At 63.8% G+C, this 24,859-nt stretch carries 10 protein-coding genes and 1 riboswitch; all 10 genes read left to right on the top strand.

Annotation, left to right across the window (positions count from 1 at the left end):
• Positions 1-58: 58 nt before the first annotated feature.
• Positions 59-311: riboswitch (cobalamin riboswitch) on the top strand.
• 78 nt (positions 312-389) lie between these two features.
• The 10 genes from cobO to K7431_RS19670 all read left to right on the top strand — a co-directional run bounded on the left by cobO (position 390) and on the right by K7431_RS19670 (position 24,447).
• Positions 390-1,001, top strand: coding sequence for a cob(I)yrinic acid a,c-diamide adenosyltransferase (gene cobO / locus K7431_RS19715; RefSeq protein ID WP_015885241.1), 612 nt, complete (start codon positions 390-392; stop codon positions 999-1,001).
• The gene (locus K7431_RS19710) at positions 998-2,401 is read left to right on the top strand and encodes a cobyrinate a,c-diamide synthase (RefSeq protein WP_015885240.1); all 1,404 of its coding nucleotides are present in this window, start codon (positions 998-1,000) and stop codon (positions 2,399-2,401) included. The genes cobO and K7431_RS19710 overlap by 4 nt, the downstream gene beginning before the upstream one ends.
• A complete protein-coding gene (gene bluB / locus K7431_RS19705) occupies positions 2,398-3,048 on the top strand; it encodes a 5,6-dimethylbenzimidazole synthase (RefSeq protein WP_015885239.1) in 651 nt (216 codons plus the stop codon). The genes K7431_RS19710 and bluB overlap by 4 nt, the downstream gene beginning before the upstream one ends.
• A complete protein-coding gene (gene cbiB, locus K7431_RS19700) occupies positions 3,045-3,953 on the top strand; it encodes an adenosylcobinamide-phosphate synthase CbiB (RefSeq protein WP_015885238.1) in 909 nt (302 codons plus the stop codon). Before bluB ends, cbiB begins: the two co-directional genes overlap by 4 nt.
• The gene (cobD, locus tag K7431_RS19695; RefSeq protein WP_015885237.1) at positions 3,946-4,935 is read left to right on the top strand and encodes a threonine-phosphate decarboxylase CobD; all 990 of its coding nucleotides are present in this window, start codon (positions 3,946-3,948) and stop codon (positions 4,933-4,935) included. The genes cbiB and cobD overlap by 8 nt, the downstream gene beginning before the upstream one ends.
• A complete protein-coding gene (locus K7431_RS19690) occupies positions 4,932-6,383 on the top strand; it encodes a cobyric acid synthase (protein ID WP_015885236.1) in 1,452 nt (483 codons plus the stop codon). Before cobD ends, K7431_RS19690 begins: the two co-directional genes overlap by 4 nt.
• A gap of 1,372 nt (positions 6,384-7,755) precedes the next feature.
• Positions 7,756-9,174 (top strand): type II secretion system ATPase GspE, encoded by a 1,419-nt coding sequence (gene gspE / locus K7431_RS19685; protein WP_012723646.1) that lies wholly within the window; start codon positions 7,756-7,758, stop codon positions 9,172-9,174.
• Positions 9,174-10,385, top strand: coding sequence for a type II secretion system inner membrane protein GspF (gene gspF, locus K7431_RS19680; protein WP_012723647.1), 1,212 nt, complete (start codon positions 9,174-9,176; stop codon positions 10,383-10,385). Before gspE ends, gspF begins: the two co-directional genes overlap by 1 nt.
• 420 nt (positions 10,386-10,805) lie before the next feature.
• A complete protein-coding gene (locus K7431_RS19675) occupies positions 10,806-11,990 on the top strand; it encodes a substrate-binding domain-containing protein (protein WP_012723648.1) in 1,185 nt (394 codons plus the stop codon).
• A gap of 205 nt (positions 11,991-12,195) precedes the next feature.
• Positions 12,196-24,447, top strand: a complete 12,252-nt coding sequence (locus K7431_RS19670; protein WP_012723649.1) for a filamentous haemagglutinin family protein — start codon at positions 12,196-12,198, stop codon at positions 24,445-24,447.
• Positions 24,448-24,859: the final 412 nt, after the last annotated feature.

Here is a 24,859-nt window from a genome sequence, read left to right as displayed (position 1 = left end):
AGGCGTTGGTTCAAGTCCAAGGCCAGCTTTAATTGACGCTCCACCCCCAACCCACTAACCTTCGCGGCTTGTTCCAGGTGCTCCGTGACCCATGGGTCGACGGAGTGAAACAGGGAAGCCGGTGAGTGAGCGCACTTGTACACAGTGCTGCCGCAATTCCGGCGCTGCCCCCGCAACGGTAAATGAGTCAAGACGGTGCCTTTTGCCACTGTATCGCCAGCGATATGGGAAGGCGCACCGTCGGCCTGCCTGCTTGATTAACGCAAGCGCCACTCATGAGCCCGGAGACCGGCCTGAAACATCCAACAGCATCACGGTGGGCGATGCTTGGCTGTCTGTGTTTCTTTTTCCTGCCCGCCGTTTTTGTCCAGCCCCAACGGAGAGCTGCCATGACCGATTCCCCCGAACGCGACGAACGCCACCTGGCGCGCATGCTGCGCAAAAAAGCCGTGATCGACGAACGCATCGCCAATTCCCCCAACGAATGCGGTTTGCTGCTGGTATTGACCGGCAACGGCAAAGGCAAGAGCAGCTCCGCGTTCGGCATGCTGGCGCGGGCCATGGGCCACGGCATGCAGTGCGGCGTGGTGCAGTTCATCAAGGGGCGCAACAGCACCGGCGAAGAATTGTTCTTCCGCCGCTTCCCCGAGCAAGTGCGCTTCCATGTGATGGGCGAAGGCTTCACCTGGGAAACCCAGGACCGTCAGCGCGACATCGCCGCCGCCGAAGCCGCCTGGGCGGTTTCCCGTGAATTGCTGCAAGACCCGACCATCGGCCTGGTGGTGCTGGACGAATTGAACATCGCCCTCAAGCACGGCTACCTCGACCTGGACCAGGTCCTCAGCGACCTGCAAGCCCGCCCGCCGATGCAACACGTGGTGGTCACCGGCCGTGGCGCCAAGCCTGAGCTGATCGAAATGGGCGACACCGTCACCGAAATGGGCATGCTCAAGCACGCGTTCCAGGCCGGTATCAAGGCACAGAAGGGCGTCGAACTTTGAATCAGCCCCGTCATTGCCCGGCCGTATTGATCGCCGCACCGGCGTCCGGCCAGGGCAAAACCACCGTCACCGCCGCACTGGCCCGTTTGCACCGCAACCTGGGGCGCAAGGTGCGCGTGTTCAAATGCGGCCCGGACTTCCTCGACCCGATGATCCACGAACGTGCCAGCGGTGCGCCGGTGTATCAATTGGACATGTGGATGGTCGGCGAGCAGGAAAGTCGCCGTTTGCTGTGGGAAGCGGCAGGGGAGGCGGACCTGATCCTCATCGAAGGCGTGATGGGCCTGTTCGACGGTACACCCTCGAGCGCCGACCTGGCGCGGCACTTCGGCGTGCCGGTGCTGGGTGTGATCGACGGCACCGCGATGGCGCAGACGTTCGGCGCGCTGGCGTTGGGCTTGGCGCGTTATCAGCCGGACCTGCCGTTCGCGGGCGTGCTGGCCAACCGCGTCGGCACCCTGCGGCATGCGCAATTGCTTGAAGGCAGCCTCACCGAAGGCTTGCGCTGGTACGGCGCATTGTCCCGCGAGACTGGTATCGAATTACCCAGCCGGCACCTCGGCCTGGTGCAGGCCAGTGAACTGAATGACCTCGATGTGCGCCTGGACGCCGCTGCGCAAGCGCTGGGCAGCAGTTGCGAAGTGGCCTTGCCGCCACCCGTGACCTTTGCCGCGCCGCAAGTGATCCCCGCTGAGCCGTTGCTCAATGGCGTGCGCATCGCTGTGGCCCGCGACGAAGCCTTTGCCTTTACCTACGGCGCCAGCCTCGACCTGCTACGTGCGATGGGGGCCGAGTTGAGCTTCTTCTCGCCGATCCACGATCGCGAATTGCCTGACGCCGACAGTCTCTATCTGCCGGGTGGTTACCCGGAGTTGCATCATCAGGCGCTGTCGGAAAATACCTCGATGCTCGACGCCATCCGTGCCCATCACGTGGCCGGCAAACCCTTGCTCGCCGAGTGCGGCGGCATGCTCTACCTGCTCGACTCGCTGACTGACGTCGAAGGCACCCGTGCCAAACTGCTCGGCCTGCTGCAAGGCGATGCCGTGATGCAAAAGAAACTGGCGGCCCTGGCGCTGCAAAGTGTCGAGTTGCCGGAAGGCACCCTGCGCGGCCATACCTATCATCACTCCCTGACCAGCACCGAGTGGCAACCGATTGCCCGTGGCCTGAGCCCCAACGGTGGGCGCGGGGCCGAGGCGGTGTATCGGCAGGGACGGATGACGGCTTCCTACGTGCATTTTTATTTCCCGTCGAATCCGGCCGCGGTGGCCGCCTTGTTTGCGCCGGACCTTGAGACCGCCATCGCAGGCAAGCCAGCTCCCACCTCGACAGTGTTCACAGATCAACCTGTGGGAGGGGCGGTGCGACGATTCGACTTGCCCGCGAAGAGGCCATGACCGACAACGCCTTCCCCGAGGCCGACCGCCAGGCCGTCTACCGTGCCATCGCCGAACGCCGCGACATGCGTCACTTCAGCGGCGGCACTGTCGCCCCCGAATTGCTCCACCGCCTGCTGCAGGCCGCGCACCAGGCCCCCAGCGTTGGCCTGATGCAGCCCTGGCGCTTTATCCGCATCAGCGACCGCGTGTTACGTAGCCAGATTCAACAGTTGGTGGAAGAAGAGCGCGTGCGTACCGCCGAGGCCCTGGGCGAACGTTCCGACGCGTTCATGAAGCTCAAGGTCGAAGGTATTCACGATTGCGCCGAAGTCTTGGTGGCGGCGTTGATGGACGATCGCGAGCGGCACATCTTCGGCCGGCGTACCTTGCCGGAAATGGACATGGCGTCGTTGTCCTGTGCGATCCAGAATCTGTGGCTGGCGGCCCGCGTCGAAGGCCTGGGCATGGGCTGGGTGTCGCTGTTCGAGCCTCAGGCCCTGGCCGATCTGCTGGGTTTGCCGCCCGGCGCGAAACCCTTGGCCGTGCTGTGCCTGGGGCCAGTGGACGCGTTCTACCCGGCACCGATGTTGCAGCTCGAAGGCTGGACCGAACCTCGGCCATTGAGTGACATGTTGTATGAGAATGTGTGGGGAGTGAGTCAATGAGTGTGGCCTTGCTGTGTGTCGCTGCCGTGGCGCTGGACGCGCTGCTGGGTGAACCGAGGCGCTGGCATCCGCTGGTGGCGTTCGGCAATTTCGCCGGGCGCATCGAGCAACGTTTCAACAGCGGCGGTCGCGGCTGGCGCAGCCATGGCGTGACCGCGTGGGTGATCGCCGTGGTGCCGTTGACGCTTCTGGCCACCGCCTTGTCGTGGGCGCCGTATATCGGTTGGGTCCTGGAGATCCTGGCGTTGTACTGCGCACTCGGCATGCGCAGCCTCGGCGAACATGTGATGCCCGTGGCCCAGGCCCTGCGCAGCGATGACCTGGAGGAAGCGCGCAAGCGTGTGAGCTACCTGGTCAGTCGCCAGACCAGTGAGCTGGACCGCACCGAAGTCGCCCGCGCCGCCACCGAGTCGGTGCTGGAAAACGGCAGCGATGCGGTATTCGCCGCGATTTTCTGGTTTGTGGTCGCTGGCGTGCCGGGCGTAGTGCTTTACCGCCTGAGCAACACCCTGGATGCCATGTGGGGCTATCGCAACGATCGCTTTGAACGTTTCGGCTGGGCGGCGGCAAAAATCGACGATGTGTTGAACTACATTCCCGCGCGCCTGGTGGCGTTGACCTACGCCGTACTCGGCAAAACCCGACTGGCGCTTCAATGCTGGCGCACTCAAGGCCCGACGTGGGACAGCCCCAACGCCGGTCCGGTGATGGCTGCCGGTGCCGGCGCCCTGGGCGTGGAGCTGGGCGGCGCGGCGATCTATCACGGTGAAGTGCACCAGCGCCCGCCATTGGGCGAAGGCCCGGCGGCGGATGCCGATTCCATCGACCGGGGCTGGCAACTGGTGCAGCGCGGCGTATGGTTGTGGCTGCTGATCCTATGTGCGGGGGCGCAATTCTATGCTTGAACACGGTGGCCGGCTGCGCAAGGCAGCGATTCAGTACGGGATAGCCGAAGCCAATTGGCTTGACCTGTCCAGCGGCCTCGCGCCCTGGCCCTGGCCGATTCCCGAGATCCCCTTGCGCGCCTGGGCGCGCCTGCCGGAAACCGACGACGGCCTGGAGCAGGCTGCCGGCGAGTATTACGGCGCTGCGCACTTATTGCCGGTGCCGGGCTCCCAGGCGGCCATCCAGTTGCTGCCACGCCTGCGCCGTGCCGGCAAGGTCGGGGTGTTGTCGCCGTGCTATGCCGAACACGCCGAAGCCTGGCGCCGTGCCGGTTACGTGGTGCGCGAAGTGCAGGAGCAGGAGGTCGACTTCTTTCTCGATAGCCTCGACGTGCTGGTGGTGGTCAATCCCAACAATCCCACTGGCCTGAGCCTCACCCCGCAACGCTTGCTGGACTGGCATTCGCGGCTGGCCCGGCGCGGCGGCTGGCTGGTGGTGGACGAAGCCTTCATGGACGTCACCCCGCAACTGAGCCTGGCGGGCCAGGCGCATCAAGTCGGCCTGATTGTGCTGCGCTCGTTCGGTAAATTCTTCGGCCTGGCCGGCGTGCGACTGGGCTTTGTATTGGCCGAACGCAAGCTGCTCAAGCTGCTCGCCGAACAGGTCGGGCCTTGGGCCGTCAGCGGCCCGACGCGGGTGCTGGGCCAAGTGTGCCTGCGCGACACCGCCGGGCAGGCGCGGCAACGCGTGCGTTGCATCGAGGCGGGACAGCGCTTGTTCGCCTTGCTTGAGCGCCACGGCTTTCAACCCCAGGGCGGCTGCGCCTTATTCCAATGGCTGATCACGCCCCACGCCGAACGCCTGTACGAATTCATGGCCCAGCGCGGCATCCTGCTGCGCCTGTTTGTTCACGACAGTAGCCTGCGTTTTGGCTTGCCCGGCACTGAGGTCGACTGGCTGCGCCTCGACGAGGCCCTGGCCGCCTATAAGGAAACTGCATGAGTACGCTGATGGTGCAAGGCACCACCTCAGACGCCGGCAAAAGTACCTTGGTGACGGCGCTGTGCCGCTGGCTGATACGCCAGGGCGTGGCGGTGGCACCGTTCAAACCGCAGAACATGGCGCTCAACAGCGCGGTGACGGCCGAAGGCGGCGAGATCGGTCGCGCCCAGGCGGTGCAGGCCCAGGCCGCCAACCTGGCGCCGCACACCGATATGAACCCGGTGCTGCTCAAGCCCAACAGCGACACCGGCTCCCAAGTGATCATCCATGGCCGCGCCGTGACTAGCATGAACGCTGTGGCCTATCACGACTACAAAGCCATCGCGATGCAAGCGGTGCTGGCCTCCCACGCACGGTTGAGCGAGGCCTACCCGGTGGTGATGGTAGAAGGCGCAGGCTCTCCGGCCGAGATCAACCTGCGCGCCAATGACATCGCCAACATGGGCTTCGCCGAGGCGGTGGATTGCCCGGTGCTGCTGATCGCCGACATCAATCGCGGCGGTGTTTTTGCCCACCTGGTCGGCACCCTGGAATTGCTGTCGCCCACGGAACAGGCGCGGGTCAAAGGGTTCATCATCAACCGTTTTCGCGGCGACATTGCATTGCTGCAACCGGGATTGGATTGGCTGGAAGCACGCACCGGCAAACCGGTGGTGGGCGTATTGCCTTACGTGATGGACCTGCACCTGGAAGCCGAAGACGGCATCGACCGGCGTCAGATCGACAAGGCGGCGCAGGTGCTCAAGGTGGTGGTGCCGGTGTTGCCGCGTATCAGCAACCACACGGATTTCGATCCGCTGCGCCTGCATCCCCAAGTGGATCTGCAGTTCGTCGGCCCAGGCCAGCCGATTCCTGCCGCCGACCTGATCATCCTGCCAGGCTCAAAAAGCGTGCGCAGTGACCTGGCCTATCTGCGCGCCAACGGCTGGGAAACCGCCGTGGCACGGCACTTGCGCTATGGCGGCAAGGTGCTCGGTATTTGCGGCGGTTTGCAGATGCTCGGCGAGCAGGTGCATGACCCGCTGGGCCTCGAAGGGCCCGCCGGTTCCAGCGATGGCCTGGGGTTGCTGGCGTTCAGCACCACGCTGGAAGAAGAGAAGCAGCTGCGCAACGTGCGCGGGCGTTTGTTGCTCGAGGATGCGCAGGTCAGCGGGTATGAGATCCATGCGGGCGTGACGACCGGCGATGGCCTGTCGAATGCTGCGGTGTTGTTGGATGACGGGCGCAGCGATGGCGCCCAGAGTGCGGATGGGCAGATCCTTGGCACTTACCTGCACGGTTTGTTCGAAACGGCGGCGGCGTGCAGTGCTTTGCTGCGTTGGGCGGGGTTGGAGGATGTGCAGGCAGTGGACTATCACGCCTTGCGCGAGCGTGATATTGAGCGTCTGGCTGACTTGGTGGAAAACCATTTGGATACTGAACTGTTACGTGAGCTATGTGGGATTTGACGGTGTGCACGCGATTCCAGTGTGGGAGCGGGCTTGCCTGCGATAGCGGCGTGATAGCCGACCCCTATTTAACTGATGCCCCACGTTCCAAATGTGGGAGTGGGCTTGCCCGCGAAGGCGTTGGGTCGGTGTACATATCCATTCCTGTGGTAACGGCTGCTGGTGGTTCCGCTCTTACAGCGGGTCACTTTTGGAAGGACCCAAAAGTAACCAAAAGGTCCTCGCCCCACCACTCGGCACCTCGCCTAGGCTCGGCATGCCCTCACTCCGGCTTTGGAGCGTGGGCCGCCGCGATGGGCCATCCTTGGCCCAGCGCGGCTAACCCGGCGTCCTGCCGGGTTACCCACGCTCCAAAGCCTGCGTTCGGCCAGCGTGGTTTTACGGGGCGCCTGAGATCAAAATCAAAAGCCAGATCAAACGCGGATCTGCTTTTCTGTGGGAGCGGGCTTGCCCGCGAAGGCGGCCCGACGGCCGACCACCCTTTACCTGATGCCCCACGCCTCAAATGTGGGAGCGGGCTTGCCCGCGAAGGCGTTGGGTCGGTGTACATATCCATTCCTGTGGTAACGGCTGCTGGTGGTTCCGCTCTTACAGCGGGTCACTTTTGGAAGGACCCAAAAGTAACCAAAAGGTCCTCGCCCCACCACTCGGCACCTCGCCTGGGCTCGGTGTGCCCTCACTCCGGCTTTGGAGCGTGGGCCGCCGCGATGGGCCATCCTTGGCCCAGCGCGGCTAACCCGGCGTCCTGCCGGGTTACCCACGCTCCAAAGCCTGCGTTCGGCCAGCGTGGTTTTACGGGGCGCCTAAGATCAAAAGCAAAAGCAAGAGCACGGCGGCCTGACAGCCGACCTGAGTGGTTGGATCAAAAGCAGGCAGATGTAGGCGCTGGCTTGCCTGCGATGCAGGCGATTCGGTACGTCAGGGATACCCCGGTGATGCCATCGCAGGCAAGCCAGCTCCCACATTTGAACCGAGATCGGCTCTCAATACTGGTCGGCCTTAAGGCCGCCGCGTTTGCCTTTGCCTTTGCTTCACACCACTCAAGCCGGCTGTCAGGCCGCTGTGCTTTTGCTTTTGATCTTGATCTCAAGCGCCCCGTCAAACACGCTGGCCGGAATTCGGCAGGGATTTGGGGGGTAAACCGGCAGGGATGCCGGTTTAGCCGCCCCGCGCCATGGATGGCGCGTGGCGGCGGCCCCCCAAATTCCTGTCGGATTACGGGCACACCGAGCGTGAGCGAGGTGCCGAGTGTTGGGGCAAGAGCGTTTTGCTTACTTTTGCGCTTTTCAAAAGTGAGCCGCCGTAAGGGCGGAACCCCTATCAGCCATCACCTAAAAAACGGATATGTACACCCAAAAAAAGGCCCAACCCAATGAGCCTGCTCCCCTACGCCTGGGCCAAATCCCAACGCATCCTCCTGCGCCCCGGCGAGAACGGCATGCTGCTGACCGTCTGCCCCTCAACCCCCGGCTGGTCGATCAGCGAGGTGCAGCGCCAGTTCGGTCAGTCGCAGGTTGAGCAGATACGCGATGACGAACTCGACGGCCTCCTGGCCAGCGCCTACGCCGACACTGGCAGCGCCGCCGCCGTGGTGGGCGCGGCGGAAAACGAGGTGGACCTCGACCGCCTCATGCAAGACATGCCCGAAATCACCGACCTGCTCGACACCCAGGACGGCGCCCCGGTGATCCGCATGATCAACGCGTTGCTCACCCAGGCCGCCCGCGACGAGGCCAGCGACATCCACATCGAACCCTACGAAACCCACTCCGTGGTGCGCTACCGCGTCGACGGCACCCTGCGGGACGTGGTCTCACCCCGCAAGGCCTTGCATGGCGCGCTGGTGTCGCGAATCAAGATCATGGCCCAGCTCGATATCGCCGAAAAACGCCTGCCCCAGGATGGGCGTATTGCACTGCGTGTGGCCGGGCGGCCCATCGACATTCGGGTGTCGACCGTGCCCACCGGGCATGGCGAACGAGTCGTCATGCGGCTGCTGGACAAACAAGCCGGGCGCTTGCAGCTGGAAACCCTGGGCATGGAGGCGCAGTTGCTGGCGCGCCTGGATACGCTGATCCGCCAGCCCCACGGCATCGTGCTGGTCACCGGCCCTACCGGCAGCGGCAAGACCACCAGTCTGTACGCCGCCTTGGCACGGCTGGACGCGAGCACCAGCAATATCCTCACCGTGGAAGACCCGGTGGAATACGACCTGCCGGGCATCAGCCAGATCCAGGTCAACGCCAAGATCGACATGACCTTCGGCCTGGCCCTGCGCGCGATCCTGCGCCAGGACCCCGACATCATCATGATCGGTGAGATCCGTGACCTGGAGACCGCACAAATCGCCGTGCAGGCTTCGCTCACCGGTCACCTGGTGCTGGCGACCTTGCACACCAACGATGCGGTGTCGGCGGTCAATCGCTTGATCGATATGGGCGTTGAACCGTTTCTGTTGGCTTCGTCATTGCTCGGCGTGTTGGCCCAGCGCCTGGTGCGCCGCCTGTGCCCGCACTGCAAGCAGGAGGACCCTGCGGCGCCCGGCACCTGGCGCCCGGTGGGCTGTGCGCAGTGCAACCAGATCGGCTACAGCGGGCGTACCGGTATCCATGAATTGTTTTGCGTCGACGACGATGTGCGCAGCCTGATCCACCAGGGCGCCAACGAGCAGGACTTGCGCCTGGCCGCACGCCGCGCCGGGATGTTCAGCATGCGTGAAGACGGCGAACGCTGGGTGCGCAGCGGTGCCACCGCGCCCGAAGAAATCCTGCGCGTGACACGGGACGCCTGATGAATCGCTATCGCTACGAGGCCGCCGATGCCAGCGGCAAAGTCGAGGCCGGGCATGTGGAGGCCGACAGCCAGAGTGCGGCCTTCGCCAGTTTGCGCAGCCGGGGTTTGACCGCGTTGCTGGTGCAGATCGAAGGCGGCCAGCCAGCGGCGGCGGGCAGCAGCCTGTTCACTGCCAAACTCTCAGACAATGATTTGGCCTGGGCCACGCGGCAACTGGCGAGCCTGCTGGGCGCCAGCCTGCCGTTGGAGGCGGCGTTGAGCGCCACGGTGGAGCAGGCCGAGAAAAAACACATCGCCCAGACCCTCGCCGGTGTGCGCGCCGATGTGCGTGGCGGCATGCGCCTGGCGGAGGCGTTGGCGGCGCGGCCACGGGATTTTCCGTCGATCTACCGCGCGCTGATCGCGGCGGGGGAGGAGTCCGGCGACCTGGCCCAGGTGATGGAGCGCCTGGCCGATTACATCGAGGAGCGCAACAACCTGCGCGGCAAGATCCTCACCGCGTTTATTTACCCCGGTGTAGTGGGGCTGGTGTCCATTGGCATTGTGATTTTCCTGTTGAGCTACGTGGTGCCCCAGGTGGTCAGCGCGTTTTCCCAGGCGCGCCAGGACCTGCCGGGGCTGACCCTGGCGATGCTCAACGCCAGTGACTTTATCCGCGCCTGGGGTTGGCTGTGTTTCGCCGGGATCGTCGGCGGTTTCTGGAGTTGGCGCCTGTATTTGCGCAACCCGGTGGCGCGTTTGAATTGGCATAGCCGCGTCTTGCGCCTGCCGCTGATTGGGCGTTTTGTGCTGGGCCTGAACACCGCGCGGTTTGCCTCGACCCTGGCGATTCTCGGCGGGGCCGGCGTGCCGCTGTTGCGTGCCCTGGAAGCGGCGCGGCAGACCCTGTCCAATGACCGCCTGAGCCAGTGCGTCAACGACGCCACCGCCAAAGTGCGCGAAGGCGTCAACCTGGCCCCGGCACTGGCGGTAGAAAAGGTGTTCCCGCCGGTGCTGATCCACCTGATCGCCAGCGGCGAAAAAACCGGCTCGCTGCCCCCCATGCTCGAGCGCGCGGCGCAGACGCTGTCGCGGGACATCGAACGCCGCGCCATGGGCATGACCGCGTTGCTGGAGCCGCTGATGATCGTGGTGATGGGTGCCGTGGTGCTGGTGATCGTCATGGCGGTGTTGTTGCCGATCATCGAGATCAACCAACTGGTCACTTAGCGCACTGACCGGACCCCCTCCAAATACGGCAGCGAGCTGCCTGTGGTGCGCGGACTTCCTGTGGTGAGCGGGCTTGCCCCGCGCTGGGCTGCGAAGCGGCCCCATTGGTTCTTCAGCGTTCTCGGGTTCCTCATTCCGTCACATCTCGCCCCCTACGCGGCCTCCAGGCCCGCAGGCTGAAACCTCGCTGTCACTTCCCTCCAAACCGCTCAAAACCATGACCAAAACACCCGAGAATCTTTTTAAAAATCAAGCCCTTCCTCCCGAGGTTTTTTCCTTTTGCTGTCATCGGAAGCTGCGAAATTTCCTACCCATGGCCTCACCCCTCGCCACCCCCGCAAACCGGCTTGGGACCGAAGCCATGGCGTCATGCAAGAGCCATCTACCCCAACGTACAAACACGACGAAAGGAGATTCTTCATGTTTAAGCGCAACGTTCTCGCGGTATCCATGACCCTCGCTGCACTGTGCTCGGCACAGGCTGCAATGGCTGACATCAATGGCGGTGGTGCCACCCTGCCACAAGCGCTGTACCAGACCTCCGGCGTGTTGACTGCCGGTTTCGCCCAGTACATTGGTGTCGGCAGCGGTAACGGCAAGGCAGCCTTCCTGAACAACGACTACACCAAGTTCCAGGCTGGCGTGACGAACAAGAACGTGCACTGGGCGGGCAGCGACTCCAAGCTGAGCGCCACTGAGTTGTCGACCTACGCGTCTGCCAAGCAACCGACCTGGGGCAAGTTGATCCAGGTGCCATCGGTGGGGACTTCGGTTGCCATTCCTTTCAATAAAAGCGGTTCCGCCGCTGTAGACCTGAGCGTTCAAGAGTTGTGCGGCGTGTTCTCGGGCCGTATCAATACCTGGGACGGTATTTCCGGTTCTGGCCGTACCGGTCCGATCGTTGTGGTTTATCGCAGCGAAAGCAGTGGTACCACTGAGCTGTTCACCCGTTTCCTCAATGCCAAGTGCAACGCAGAAACAGGCAACTTCGCCGTCACCACCACCTTCGGCACCAGCTTCTCCGGTGGCTTGCCTGCCGGCGCCGTTGCTGCTACTGGCAGCCAAGGTGTAATGACTGCCCTGGCCGCCGGCGATGGCCGCATCACCTACATGAGCCCTGACTTCGCCGCCCCTACATTGGCCGGTCTGGACGACGCTACCAAAGTGGCTCGCGTGGGCAAAAACGTCGCCACTAACACCCAGGGCGTTTCGCCTGCCGCCGCCAACGTGTCTGCCGCTATCGGCGCAGTACCGGTACCGGCTGCCGCTGATCGTTCCAACCCGGACGCCTGGGTTCCAGTCTTCGGTCCGGACAACACCGCCGGTGTACAGCCTTACCCAACCTCGGGCTACCCGATCCTGGGCTTTACCAACCTGATCTTCAGCCAGTGCTACGCCGACGCGACCCAGACCACCCAAGTGCGTGATTTCTTCACCAAGCACTACGGCGCCTCCAACAACAACGATGCAGCCATCACCGCCAACGCTTTCGTTCCACTGCCAACCGCTTGGAAAGCCACCGTTCGCGCCAGTTTCCTGACCGCGAGCAACGCCCTGAGCATCGGCAACACCAACGTCTGCAACGGTATCGGTCGTCCGCTGTAACCCACGCTTTCAACGACCTGCACCCCCTGATCAGCAACGGCCCGTGCCGTTGCTGATTTTTGCGTTTGTGCGGTTTTTCGACCCGTTACCAGCCCTCTATGAACTTTGCATGACAGAAGTTCAGTCGCGCCCCTCGCCAACCGCCTAACCCTCATACGTGAGCCTGTCTTGCTCCCTGCGTGATAACAAAGAAGGAAGAACCCCGATGGTCCGCTGCAAATCACCGGTCAACCTGAAAGCCCAAGAAACCGTGCTGCGCCTCAAGCCCCTGGCTCAGGCCATTGCCTTGTTGATGGTGGCCGGTAATGCCCATGCAGCCACGGCGTTCAGTTCCAGTTGGTTTGCCGAAAAAGGCGCGACCCAGGCGGCAACGGCGGCGCGGCTCAGTGCTGGGCAGGTGCCGGGTATTCCGTCGCTGAACGAGCAAGCGCGGGTCAACCAGCAGTTGGCGCGCTCCATCAGTACGCTGAATACCAGTGTGGCGGCGATTGCCGCGCAGCAGGCCGCGCAAGCGGCGGGACGCCAGGCGGCGTTCGGCCAGGTCTCGACGATTCCGGATGGCCTGGGCAAGGGCGGCCTGCAGGTCGACAACAGCCTGACCCAGGGCTGGATCAACGCCAAGAACCCGACCCAGAGCCAGTCCGGCGGCAAGACCACGGTGACCATCGAGCAGACCGCCGACAAGGCGATCCTCAACTGGGAGACCTTCAACGTCGGGCGCAACACCACCGTGGATTTCCAGCAGCAGTCCAGCTGGGCCGTGCTCAACCGCGTCAACGACCCCAATGCGCGGCCCAGTGAGATCCAGGGCCAGATCAATGGCGCCGGTACGGTGATGATCGTGAACCGCAACGGTGTGGTCTTCAGTGGCACCAGCCAGGTCAACGTACGTAACCTGGTGGCCGCCGCCGCGAACATCACCGATGAGCAGTTCACCCAGCGCGGGATTTATGTCGATGGCACGGGCTCCCAGCCGACCTTTACCGACGCGGCGGGCAAGGTCCAGGTGCAGCGCGGTGCATTGATCCAGACCCACAACCCGGCGACCTCCACCGATTCGGGCGGTTACGCCCTGCTGCTCGGTTCGGAAGTGGAAAACGCCGGCACGATCACTACTGCCAAGGGCCAGGCCACCCTCGCAGCCGGCGACAGCTTCTACATCCGCAAGGGCGTGGGCACCACCGGCAACGATCGTTCTACTACCCGTGGCAACGAAGTGGCAACCAGCCTCAACGCCGGCAGCAGCGCCGGCAAGGTCACCAACAGCGGCCTGATCATGGCCTCTACCGGCGACATCACCCTGACCGGGCATCAGGTGCAGCAAAACGGCGTTGCGCTGGCCAGCACGTCGGTGGACACCCGCGGCACCATTCACTTGCTCAACGCTGCCAGCGACAGCACCGGCAGCGTGACCCTGGGCGAAGGCAGCACCACCGCGATCCTGCTGGACAGCAGCGGCAGTACCGCGCTGAACAGCCAAAAGGGCAACGGCCTGATCAAGCTCGACGGCACCCCCGCCAACCTGATTACCGGCGCGTTCAACAACCTCAGCGCCGTGGCCGACCGCACCGACCAGTCGCGTATCGAGATCGTCAGCGGCGGCACCGTGGACTTCCAGAAAGGCTCGACCACCCTGGCCACGGGCGGGCAGGTGGCGGTCAGCGCGGCCGGGCGCAGCCTGGTGCGTGATGGGGCGATGATCGACGTGTCTGGTGCCATCGGCGTCAGGGTGTCGATGGAGTCCAACAACATCAAGATCAACGTGCAGGGCAACGAGCAGCGCGATGCGCCGGTCAACCGTGACGGCGGCCAGTTGATCAACAATGACGTGTGGGTCGACCTGCGTGAGCTGGTGTTTGTGCCGGCCGGTACCAACGGTTACGCAACGGACCGCTGGTACACCGCCGGCGGCTTGCTGGAGGTGGGCGGTTACCTCGGCACCCAGGGTCACTCGGTGGGCGAGTGGATGGCCCAGGGCGGCACCGTGACCTTTACCGGCAAGGATGTCGTGACCCAGCAGGGCGCGCAGATCAACCTGTCGGGCGGCACCGTGGATGTGCAGGCCGGGTATATCCAGCAGACCTGGCTCAAGGGCCCGGACGGGCGCTTGTATGAGCTGTCCAATGCGCCGGGCGATATTCTCTATTCCGGGTTCTACAAGGGCTACGAAGACACCAGCAAGCGCTGGGGCCAGACCGATTACTACTACAACCCGATGATCGCCAAGCAACGCCGTTACGAGAGCGGTTACACCGTCGGCCGTGATGCCGGCAAGCTGGTGATCGGCACCACCAGCGCAGTGCTCGAAGGCCAGGTGATCAGCGACGTGTTCCAGGGCACCCGCCAGACCCAGGCCCCGAACATCAACCTCGACGGCTACCAACAGTCGCAGAAGGCCATGGCCCAGCGCGCGCAGTTGATCATTGGCGGGTACACGCCGGTCTACAACAAGACCACCGGTACCCTGCGGTATGCCCTGACCGGCAACGCCGACCAGGTACTGATCGACAGCAACACGCAGAAAATCGCCGACGGCCTGGACCTCACCACCGCCTTGCCGGCGGATCGCCAGGGCAAGATGGTGCTCGACAGTGATCAGCTCAATGGCTATGAGCTGGGCGCGATCAAGGTCGGGGCCACCCGGCAGATCACGGTCAACGGCGCGCTCCAGGTGGCGGACGGTGGTGATATCACCCTGTTCGGGCCTGGCGTCAATATCACTGCCAATCTCACCGCCCACGGCGGCAGCATCAATGCCGGTAACATCCTCAACCAGGTCGATCCGCTCAAAGGCACTGTCCTCGATGCAATCGTGGCGGGGAATGGCGGCGTCAACCTGGCCTCCGGGGTCAAGCTGGACACCACTGGGCGCTGGAGCAACCTGCTGCTGGAACCGACCAACAACAGCGGCGTGGCTTATGTGAACGGCGGCAAGGTGTCGTTGCGCAGCACCGGCAACGTGAACCTGGCGGCCGGCAGTGTGGTGGATGCATCCTCCGGCGGCATCCTCGGCCTGGATGGCAAGCTCATCGGTGGCAAGGGCGGCGATGTGACCTTGGCGTCCCTCAGTAGCCTCGGGCTGGACGGCGAGATTCGCGGCTATGGCGTCAGCGGTGGCGGCACCCTGGCGTTGCAGGCACGCAAGGTACAGATCGGCACCCGCGCCACGGCGCCCGACGCGGGCACCGTGCAACTGTCGGGCGATTTCTTCAATAAGGGCTTCTCGGCCTATGACATCACCGGCAACGAAGGGCTGCTCGTCACTGACGGCACTCGGGTGGATGTCACCACGCCGGTCTACCGCTTGGGCGAGCAGACACTGGCTGCGTCGAGTGGCAGCGACCCCGCCAACGCACTGGAACGCTGGACGCCAGCGCTCTACCAGGAAAACCCGACCCAAGGCGTCCTGACCCAGCGTCGCGGTGCCAGCCTCACGTTGACGGCTGGCTCCAAGGACTCCACCGCCGCACAACTGGCGACCACCGCCCTGACCGTGGGCCAGGGCGCGGTGATCAATGTCGACCCCGGCCAGGGCATCAACCTGCGCAGCGTTGGCCAGTTGACCCTGAACGGCAGCCTGAATGCCTGGGGTGGCAGTGTCAGCCTGGGCGGCCTGAGCGTGTCGCCACAGGCCTGGGAACAGCCGATTGCGGCTGGCCATGACCGCTCGATCTGGGTGGGAGAAAATGCGCTGATTGACGTTGCATCGCGAGCGGTCACGGCGGTGAGCAATCGGGGCAACGTGTACGGCCAGGTCCTCAATGGCGGCAAGATCAGCATTGGCGGCGATATCAACCTGACCACCGGGATTGCCAGTGCCGGCGATGTGTTTGTGGTGGTCCGTGAGGGCGCGCGCCTGGACGCGTCCGGTGCCCAGGCGATGCTCGACGTGCCCGGTCAGGGCCGTGTGCCGGTATCCAGCAATGGCGGCAGTATCAGCTTTGCGTCGAACAACGGCCTGTACCTGGACGGCAGCTTCGTTGCCCGTGCGGGCGGGGCGGGGGCGGCGGGCGGCAGCTTGGCCCTTGCGCTGGAAAGCCCGTATTACCTCAAGGCCGGCGTCAACGACAGTGTGCTCAACGTACGTGAACTGGTGCTCAGCCAGACCCATCAAACCAGCCCGAACGCCAACCTGGAATACGGCCATGGCCATCTCGGGGTGGACCAGGTCACCGCCGGCGGCTTTGACAATCTTGCGCTGCTCAGCAACGGCTTGCTGAGTTTTGACGGTGATGTGTCGTTGAACATGGGCCAGAGCCTGCGCCTGTACGGTGGCAGCTATAACCTCAGTGAAAGCGCCGCGGCCAATTCACGGGTCAACCTGTCGGCGCCGTACCTGCTGTTGGCCGGCCTGCTCGCGCCCGCAGAAACCGGCAAGGAGGCCTACACCCGTGCAGTGCCGGTTTTGCCCAATCCATCGGTGCTGGCCACCACGGCGCAGTTCAACGCCAACGCCAACCTGATCGACGTGCGTGGCAATGTGGTGTTCGGCAACAAGAGCTATCTGTTGCGGCCCGACAACAGCCAGGCCAGCCTTGAACGGCGTGGGTTTGATGATGTGCAACTGACCAGCCAGGGCGACTTGCGCTTCCTGGCGGGGGCCGGTGCGGATGTGATTGCCCAGGGCATCAGCACGCAATTAGTGACCGGTGGTGACATGACCCTGCGTGCGGCGCAGTTGTATCCGGCGACTGAAGTCGGCGCCCGGGTACTGGCGGGCTATGTGAATAATGCTGCCAGCAATGGCACAGGCTTCAATTATGATCCGACACGCACCCTGACCATCGCACGCACCGCCAATAGCAATGCCGCCATGCCTTACTCGGTCTTTGGTCGTCTGCAATTGGGCGGGCCGACCATCAAGCAGGGCGGGGTGGTGCGTGCGCCCCTGGGGCTGATCGAGATCGGCAACCTGGGTTCTACAGACGTGCAACTGCTGCCGGGCAGCCTCACGTCGGTGAGTGGCAAGGGCCTGGTATTGCCTTACGGCGGGACCGTGGATGGGCAGATCTACAAGTACAACGGCAAGACAGTAACGTTTATAGGCCAAGGTGGCGGCAACGTTGCAGGCAGTCTGAACGTCGGGGTGATTCTCGGTGGCCAGGCGGTGGAGGTGCTGCCGCAGGCGACGTTGGATCTGTCCGGCGGTGGTGAACTGCTCGGCGCTGGATTTATTTCCGGGCGCGGGGGGTCTACGGATGCACGTTACAACCCACTGGTACAGTTCGGTGCGAACGGCGGGTTTGTACTGCCGGGTCTGAGCACCAACCCGATCTATGCGATTGTGCCGGGCGTGCAACCGGGCTATGCCCCGGTGGCGCCGGAAGGTGGCGCGGTCGATCCGTTGATCGGCCAGCAGATCACAATCGGCGCCGGCGTGCCGGGCCTGGCGGCCGGCACCTATACCCTGATGCCGTCCACCTATGCGTTGATGCCTGGGGCTTTCCGGCTGGAGATCAACGGCCTGGCCGGGATGGGCGCCGACGGTGCGACCCAGGCATTGCGCAATGGCTCATGGGCCACGGCAGGGCGCTTGTCCATCGCCAATACCGGTATCAGCAACAGCACGGCCAGCCAGGTGATTCTCACGTCGGCCGATATGTTGCGTCGTTACTCCCAATACAACGAAACCGGCTACGCACAGTTCGCCGTGGCCGACGCCACCAGGCTTGGTATACCTCGGGCACTGCTGCCGGTGGATGCCAAAACCCTGCAACTGGCCCTGCGGCCAGGCGCAGGTGCGGATGCCTTTTCGTTCCAGGGGATCGGCCGCTTCGAGGCCGCTGATGGCGGTTACGGCGGTACCGTATCGCTGATAAACGAAGAAAAGGGCAGCTTGGGAAGGGACATCGAAATTGTCGCGGCAGGCAACGCGGCTACCGCCAATTTCAAAGGCATTACGGTGGATGCGGACAGCCTGAATGCAATGGGCGCGGCTCGCCTGCTGATCGGTGGAATGACCTATGTCACGTACGGCCAGGGTGGCAACTACATCAACCTCCCCAGCAGTATCACCAGTTCCATCATCCTGCGCGACGGCGCGAACCTGGCGGCACCGGAGGTATTACTGGTGACCTCCACCGGAAAAATTACGCTCGAACAAGGCGCCTCGATCAACACGATAGGCCAGGGCAAGGCCAGCTACGACGCACGTGACGGCTTTATCTACAACCTGAGCAATGTGCTGGCGGTGTCCAACGGTTTGCTCAACGTAGTCGCCGCGCCGTCATTGGGCGAAGTCATCAGTGGGGGCATCCAGTTAGGCGTGTGCAACAGCGCGCCCTGCAGCGGCCAGACAGCCCTGTATTCCGAAGGCAGCATCGTTACCTTGACCGACAGCTCCCTGCAGATGGGCGATGAGGTGCGCTATGGCACCCGTCACCTGAACCTGGGCGTGTCCAGCATCAACGTCGGCAGTCCCGAAGCCCTGGCCGCTGCAGCCGCCAACAATCGCCTGCCGGTAGGCATGACCCTCAACCAGCAAGTGCTGGAACGCCTGCTGCGCGGTGACACCCAATTCGGCGCCCCGGCCCTGGAAACCCTGCAACTGTCAGCGCGTGACAGCTTTAACTTCTACGGCACCACCACCCTGGACACTTATGACGCCGTGACCGGCAAGTCGATGCTGAGCAACCTGATGCTCTCTACGCCGGCGATCTACGGCTCTGGCGGCTTGAACGACGTGGCGACTGTCCACACCGCCAACCTGATCTGGCAAGGTGCCGTCGCGCCGCCTGTGGCGGCGGTGACCGGCGGTGCTGGCACCGGCAGCGGGCGCCTGGACATCAATGCCGAGCGTATCGAATTCGGCTATGGGGATTTTGCCCAGCCGAGCACGACCAAGACCTTCGACCGCCTCGCCTTGGGCTTTGCCAACGTCAACCTCATTGCCAGTGAGCGCATCACCGCCAACCACAAGGGCAGCCTCTCGGTGTACCAGAGCCAGGGCGCGTTTGATGCGATCAAGGGCTTTGCCTACAGCGGCGGCAACCTGAATATCCTCACGCCGCTGATGACCGGTGAAGCCGGTTCGGTCAACCGTATTACCGCCGGTGGCGCGATTGATGTCAGCGCCTCGGCTGGCGCAGTAGGCAAGGTGGACGGTATCGGCGGCGAATTGTCACTGCAAGGCGATAGCCTTCGCCTGGCCACTGCCGTGGTACTGCCCAGCGGCAAGGTGACCTTGGGCGCGCGGGGCGACGTGGTATTGACCGATGCCGCCTCGATTGATGTGTCCGGCCGGGCCATTGCCTTCAACGACCTGACCAAATACAGCGCAGGCGGCGAGGTCTTGCTGGAAAGCCGTGCCGGCAATGTGCAGCAGGCCGCCGGTTCGACCATCGACCTGTCGGCGCAGCACAACCAGGCGGGCAAGTTGCGCGCGGTGGCGGTGGACGGTGCTGCGGGGATCGTCGACTTGGCAGGCAAGATCATCGCTGGCAGCAGCGGTGACTACGATGCCGGTGGCACGCGGGTGCCCTACCTCGCGGGTGCGGTGGAGATCCAGGCCCAGCGCCTGGGCGGCAGCGGTACGCTCAGCGACCAGTTCGCAGCGCTCAACCAACGCCTCAACCAGGGCCAGGTCTACGGTGCGCGCAGCTTCCAGCTCAAGCAGGGCGACCTGACGATAGGTAATGACGTCAAGGCCAACAGCGTCAACGTCTCGATCGACAATGGCAGCCTGCGCGTGACCGGCCTGGTGGATGCCAGCGGCGAGCGCGTGGGCAGCATCAACCTGGCGGCCAAGAACGGCCTGAGCCTGGACGGCACGGCGGTGCTCGATGCCCATGGCAGCCAACTGCGGGTGGACAGCTACGGCAAGATCATCGATTCGCCCAACCGCGCCATCGTGGTGCTGGGCTCGGGCCTGGGCCAACTGACCCTGGCCGAGGGGGCGCGCATCGACCTGCGTCACGGTACTGCTGCTGCGACCGGCAATGACGGGCGCAGCCGTGGCACGCTGGAACTCAACGCGCCGCGAGTGGGCGGCAATGACATCGCCATCGACGCCCGTGGGCAGTTGACTATCCAAGGCGCGCGTTCGATTGCGCTCAATGGCATGAGAACCTACGACGATGCCCCGACCAAAACCGACGAAACGCCCAATGGCCGCCCGTACCAAGTGATTGATCAGACCTACCTGCAGGGCGTCAATGACGCGAATACGACATTCATCGACGCTGCGCGCGTTAACGACAACTTGCTGCGCAAACTCGCCGGCTTGAACAACGCCACGTACGGCGATGTTTTCCACCTGCGCCCCGGCGTAGAGATCATCAGCAAAACCCCGGATGGAGACCTGGTAGTGCAGGGCGATCTGGACCTCTCCAGCTATCGCTACGCCAGCCTCAAATCAACGGCCAAGACCGAGTCCGGCAGCCTGACCCTGCGTGCCGGTGGCGACCTGAATATCTATGGCAGCATCAACGACGGCTTTGCCGCGCCACCGGCCACCGACGATGACAATGGCTGGGTGCTGCGCGCCGGTATCGACTACACCGGCGGCACCGTGGTGATACCGGGCAGCGGCGTGACCCTGGAGGTGGGCACCGTGTTCCCCGCGGGCGCTGCGCTTAATTTCGATGTACTGACCAACCCCCTGTTTTTGCCGCCGGGCACCCGATTGCCCGTCGCGGCTACGCTCAAACAACCGTTGGTACTCCCGGCGGGTACGGTGTTGGCGGCGGCTGTTCGGGATGCCTCGGGCAATGTGCTGTTCGCGGCGGGCACGTTGCTGACTCAGAGCCAGACCCTCGCCATCGGCAGTGTCCTGGATGCCGGCAGTTTGTTGAGCACGTCAGCCAGTGTCGACGGCTTGATCTGGCCCAAGGGCGTGCCATTGGCCACCAAGGTGACCCTGACCGCCAGCCAAGTGCTGCCCCGGGGCGCCCTGTTGCCGTCGGGGACAGACGTGAAGCTGCCGGGCGGCGTGGAGTCGGTGACGTTGCGTGACGCCGGCCATCCGGGCAAGAACTGGGCAATTGCACCCATGCTGGAGGAGGGTGCGCAGTCGTGGTCGATTCGCCTGGTCGCGGGGGCCGATACCGAGGCGGCGGACAGTCGCCTGCTGCAACCGCATCCGGTAAGCGGCAATCTGCGATTGGCGGACAGTCACTATGGGGCGTTCGGGAAAGGAGCCCAGGTCTGGACCGAGGAGGGCTCTATAGGGTGGTTCGGCGATGACAGCATGGTAGGCCAACCGGTTGATTTCGACGCAATACAATACCCAGGTGTATGTGACGACTTCCCGGAATACTGCGTTGTCAGTGGTGAGGCCTATACGCTGCTGGTGGGCGGCAGTAGTCGCTTCAGCGTAATCCGCACTGGCGCTGCAGACCTTGACCTGCTGGCCGCCGGCAACCTGAGCATGGAGTCGCTGTTCGGCGTCTACACGGCAGGCAGCTCGTCCACCGGCACCTCGACCAACGATCCGTATAACCTCAAGCGAGCCCTGGGCAGCAATGGCAAGGTATTGGCTAACGCCGGGGGCAACGAAAAGCTGGTCAACGCAGACACCGGCAGTCTGTACCGTGCCTGGTACCCGGATACGGGCGGCAACTTGCTGCTTAAAGTGGGCGGCAACCTGACGGGTAATATCACCAGCCCGGCGCAGAATGGCGTTGGTCGTCCGGTACCGAGCGACCAGGGGCAGGATTCAGCCAACGTCGGCAACTGGCTGTGGCGTCAGGGCAATGGGCTCAGTGGGAGCCAGGCGCAAGCCACCGCCTGGTGGATCAATTTTGGTTCCTACGTCGCTACCGACCGGGCGGACCAGATGGTCGGGTTCACCGGGTTTGGCACCCTGGGAGGCGGCAACCTGAATGTTGATGTGGGTGGCGATGCAGGACTCATCAGCCCTGTCTCGTCAACAGCTCTGAACGTCAGTCGGCGCAGCCAAGGCCTGGTACTGGCAGTCGGCAGTACCGGTCGGGTCGGGGCCGATGGCAGTGTGCAACTGACGGGTGGCGGTGATCTGAACCTGCGGGTCGGCGGAGCGGTTAACCCCGCCAGCCAGACCTTTGTAGAGCACCTCAATGGTGCACTGGTGAACCTGCGTGGGCACGTGCAATTGACCGGCGGCGCCCTGGGCAGTCTGACGCTGCGGTATGGCAATCAACGCAAAGACCAGAGTCCCAGTGAGGTACGCGCCTATGATCCGTTGCGCGCCACTTCGGCCTTTGCTGCGGGAGGTTTGAGCCTATTGCCGGGCGACGCCACTTTCAGCCTGTCCACCCGTGGCGACCTGGTGTTGCAGGACGTCGCCGACCCTGGGCGCGCGCCGCAGATGAACGCCTTGACCTACGTCAATAAGGGGGTCAACGGGATTGGGCAAAGCTGGTTCAGCCTGTGGACCGACCGCACAGCAGTGGACCTGTTCTCTGCCGGGGGCAACCTCACGCCCCTGACCCAGACCCTGGAAACCGATATGGCGGCGGTCTATCCCGCGACATTGCGTGCGGTTGCTGCTAATGGCAGTCTCTATTACGGCAGCGCCTCGACCAGTAATCCTGGCGACGTGCAGCCGCTCAGGGCGTTGGTACTCGCACCTTCGTCCAATGGGCAACTGGAATTGCTGGCCGGTGATTCGATCTCCGGCGGCGATCTGACGATCAGCCGCTCCAGTGCGGCACCCAATAGCCTGGCGACTATTCTGCGTCCGGCCTTCGCCGGTTTCCTGACTGATCAAAAAACGGCAATAGTGGGCAGTGGCAATCTTTCCAGCGATGGCAACATTGCAACCTTAACGGTTTCTCCACTGTTTGCCTTTGGCCCCAACACCGCCAGCATGGCTTGGGGTGATGCCCTGGAGCCCGCGCGTTTCTATGCACTGAGTGGGGACCTGCTGGGCGTCAACAGTGGGCGCGCCCTCACGATCACGGGGGTGGGTGACGCTCGGTTCGGGCAAACCTTTTACGAAGGCGCAGGCCCGGTATGGATGCAAGCCGGACGCGATATTGTCGGCAGCGGCACGCGCTTGAGCGGTGCCAGCGCAGGTGTCACGGATACGGGTCAATACACCTTTACCGGCAACCTGTTCGTGCACAACAGCCCCACCGATATCTCCATCGCCAGCGCTGGCCGCGACATCCTCTACAGCAGCTTTAACGTTGCCGGCCCCGGTACCCTGGAGCTGACGGCGGGGCGCAACATTCAGATGGAAGACAAAGTCGCGGTGAACAGTCTGGGCGCTGTCGCGGCCGGCGACAGCCGCCCTGGCGCAAGCATCGTCATGCAAGCCGGCATGGGCCCCAACGGCCCGGACTACCGCCGCTTCGTCGAGGCCTACCTGAACCCCGCCAACCTGGCGCAACCGGGTGAGTCGTTGCAGGGCAGCAAAGTCGCCAAGACCTACGAGAATGAACTGGTGTCCTGGCTCACCGAACGCTTCGGCTTCGCCGGCGACAGCGAACAGGCCCGTACCTACTACGCCGCACTGCCCGCCGAACAACAACGGATCTTCGCCCGTGACGTGTACTTCGCCGAACTCAAGGCCGCCGGCCGTGAGTACAACCAGGACGGCAGTGTGCGCCAGGGCAGCTATGTGCGTGGCCGTACGGCGATTGCCCGGTTGTTCCCCGAGACCGACGTGGCCGGCAACCCGATCACCTACAAAGGCGACATCACGATGTTCGGCGGCGCGGGCGTGCACACCAACTTCGGTGGCTCGATCCAGATGCTCACGCCGGGTGGCCGCCAGACGTTCGGCATCGAAGGCGCTGCGCCACCGTCGACAGCGGGTCTGATCACCCAGGGTTCGGGGGATATTCAGCTGTATTCCCTGGGCAGCATCCTGCTCGGCCAGAGCCGCATCATGACCACCTTCGGCGGATCGATCATGGCCTGGACCAGCGAGGGCGACATCAACGCCGGGCGCGGTTCCAAGACCACGGTGGTGTACACGCCGCCCAAGCGCGTCTATGACAACTGGGGCAACGTGGGCCTGTCGCCGTCGGTACCGAGTACCGGTGCGGGGATCGCCACGCTGAACCCGATTCCGGAAGTGCCGGCGGGGGATATCGACCTGATCGCACCGATGGGCACCATCGACGCGGGGGAGGCGGGGATTCGGGTGTCGGGTAACGTCAACATCGCTGCCTTGCGGGTGGTGAACGCGGCGAACATCCAGAGCCAGGGCAAGTCGTCCGGGGTACCGGTGTCGGCCACCGTTAACACCGGGGCCATGAGCTCGGCCAGCGCGGCGGGGGCGGCGGCGTCCCAGGCGGCGGAAGATGCGGCGCGCAGTCAGCAGGCGGCGGCCAAGCAGGGTCGGCCGTCGATCATGACGGTTGAGGTGTTGAGCCTGGGCAGTGAGCCGCTGCCGCGTGAGCCGGAGCCGGCGCAGAAAACTTCCGGGTACAACCCCAGCAGCCCGGTGCAGGTGCTGGGCGCGGGGCCGCTGAGTGAGCAGGCGCGGGCGCGGTTGACGGATGAGGAGCGTCAGCAGATCAGTTTGTAAGGCTTTGGAAAGGACCTCTCGATGTACCGTTTGGGGCGATCAATGATCGCCCTGTTTTTTTGCGGTAGTGTTCGGTCTTGAGTTGGATAAAGACAGCAATGGTATTGATCGCAGGATGTGCTCTTTTGTCGATGTTGGTGGTGTGGGTGGGGTACATATCCGTTGTTTAGGTAACGGCTGAAATGGGTTCCGCCCTTACGGCGGGTCACTTTTGGAAGAGCGCCAAAAGTAACCAAAAACGCTTCGCCCCAACACTCGGCACCTCGCCTAGGCTCGGTGTGCCCTCACTCCGGCTTGAATCCGTGGGCCGCCGCCACGCGCCATCCATGGCGCGGGGCGGCTAACCCGGCGTCCTGCCGGGTTACCCACGGATTCAAGCCTGCGTTCGGCCAGCGTGTTTGACGGGGCGCCT

Origin of the sequence: Pseudomonas fluorescens group sp. (assembly GCF_020093335.1) — a bacterium.
GTDB classification, from domain to species: Bacteria; Pseudomonadota; Gammaproteobacteria; order Pseudomonadales; family Pseudomonadaceae; genus Aquipseudomonas; species Aquipseudomonas petroselini.
Note: the sequence above shows the minus strand (reverse complement) of the source record. Positions and strands in the feature narration are given on the sequence as shown.

Excerpts from the sequence above, each read along its gene's own strand:
- cobO (WP_015885241.1), top strand. The coding sequence starts at position 390 with ATGACCGATTCCCCCGAACGCGACGAACGCCACCTGGCGCGCATGCTG.
- bluB (WP_015885239.1), top strand. The coding sequence starts at position 2,398 with ATGACCGACAACGCCTTCCCCGAGGCCGACCGCCAGGCCGTCTACCGT.
- cbiB (WP_015885238.1), top strand. The coding sequence starts at position 3,045 with ATGAGTGTGGCCTTGCTGTGTGTCGCTGCCGTGGCGCTGGACGCGCTG.
- cobD (WP_015885237.1), top strand. The coding sequence starts at position 3,946 with ATGCTTGAACACGGTGGCCGGCTGCGCAAGGCAGCGATTCAGTACGGG.
- K7431_RS19690 (WP_015885236.1), top strand. The coding sequence starts at position 4,932 with ATGAGTACGCTGATGGTGCAAGGCACCACCTCAGACGCCGGCAAAAGT.
- gspE (WP_012723646.1), top strand. The coding sequence starts at position 7,756 with ATGAGCCTGCTCCCCTACGCCTGGGCCAAATCCCAACGCATCCTCCTG.
- gspF (WP_012723647.1), top strand. The coding sequence starts at position 9,174 with ATGAATCGCTATCGCTACGAGGCCGCCGATGCCAGCGGCAAAGTCGAG.
- K7431_RS19675 (WP_012723648.1), top strand. The coding sequence starts at position 10,806 with ATGTTTAAGCGCAACGTTCTCGCGGTATCCATGACCCTCGCTGCACTG.
- K7431_RS19670 (WP_012723649.1), top strand. The coding sequence starts at position 12,196 with ATGGTCCGCTGCAAATCACCGGTCAACCTGAAAGCCCAAGAAACCGTG.